Raw genomic sequence first — 1,407 nt, 5'->3', positions numbered from 1 at the left:
GATTGGCTGGTATGAATCCGGTATTGTACTGGACTCATGCCAGCCAATTTTTGTTTTATACGCTTGTTATTGTAATAATCGATATAATCTTCTATTCTCTTTTTTAAATCCTCATATGAGCATCGTGCTTCTCCGTGGTACATTTCTTGTTTCATTAAACCGAAAAAGTTTTCCATAGGTGAATTATCTAAACAGTTTCCTTTTCGTGACATACTCTGGAATACCTTTTGATCTTTGAGTGTTTTTACCCATTTGTTATGTTGGTAATGCCAGCCTTGATCAGAATGTAAAGTGGTTCTGTACTTCGAATCCTTTACAATTTCAAGGGCTTCTTCGAGGGGTGTGAGCACGAATTCCAAGGTTGGGCGCATACTTATTCCATAGGAAAGGATTTCACCGTTGAACATATCCATAATGGGACTCAGATACAGTTTTACACTGTCTGTACATTTGAATTCTGTGATATCCGTTGTTAATTTTTGATGACACACATTGGTGTGAAAACGACGATTTATACGGTTCTTGGCAACTGTTCCTGTAGTTCCATTGTAAGAACTGTATTTGCGTGATTTTCTTTTGAATTTTTCTCCTTTGAGTTGGAGTTTTTTCATGATGCGTTGTACCTTCTTATGATTCACCCTAGAACCACGGTTTTTCAATTCTAGCTTGATACGACGATACCCATAATTGCCGTCATTTTCCTCAAAAATAGATTGAATACATTCTTCAAGCTCTTGATCGGCATTTTCTTTCTTCATGCTTTTTACATGATAATGGTAGGAGGACTCAGGAATACCAACTCTAAATAAAACATCTTTTAACTTGAAGGTTTCTTTGAGTTCGAATGATAGCGCTGCTTGTGCTTTTCGAGATAGCCTACCGGATCCATCTGAAAAGCTCGCAACTTTTTTAAGTATTCTACCTCTAAACGAAGAAGTTCGTTTTCTCGTTCCAATTTTTGTTCATATGTCATTTCGCGTTCTTCTGCAGGTTTGTTTTTTCTGTTCTTGGATTTTTCAGACATGGGAGGCCGTCCTTTCGGTTTATCCAGGGCCTCAGCACCACCTTCCAAATACGCTTTCTTCCATGAAGCTATCATAGGAGGGTTTGTTAGCCCAAAATGAAGGGCTGTTTCCATTTCTGAAGAACCTGTTCTCTCCATGTATCTTAATACATCCAGTTTAAAATGAGTAGAATAAGTTTCATTATGTTTCTTCCTCATTAAGCCTTCAGCTCCAAATTTCTCGTATACTTTTACCCATCTCTTAATGGGTGAACTGCTTGACATGCCATGCTTACTAGCCAGTAAGTCATATCCAAAATGACCTTCTTGATATTCCCTTACCACCATCAACTTAAATCGTTCACTATATTTAGCCAAAAATAAACACCCCAAAAGTTAGATTT

Annotated in this window: 2 protein-coding genes; both read right to left on the bottom strand. The window is 37.5% G+C overall.

Annotated elements, in window-relative coordinates:
* A partial coding sequence (locus tag AC3WR0_RS25335) for an IS3 family transposase (protein WP_492554844.1) occupies positions 1-917 on the bottom strand: 917 nt, incomplete at its 3' end.
* Positions 818-1,381: a helix-turn-helix domain-containing protein gene (locus tag AC3WR0_RS25330; protein ID WP_492554843.1), complete on the bottom strand. Its 564-nt coding sequence runs from the start codon at positions 1,379-1,381 to the stop codon at positions 818-820. The genes AC3WR0_RS25335 and AC3WR0_RS25330, both read right to left, overlap by 100 nt.
* Positions 1,382-1,407 lie beyond the last annotated feature (26 nt).

It is taken from the genome of Neobacillus sp. FW104-15D2 (assembly GCF_058790155.1).
The sequence above is the reverse complement of the archived record's forward strand: the minus strand, read 5'-3'. Positions and strand labels throughout refer to the sequence as shown.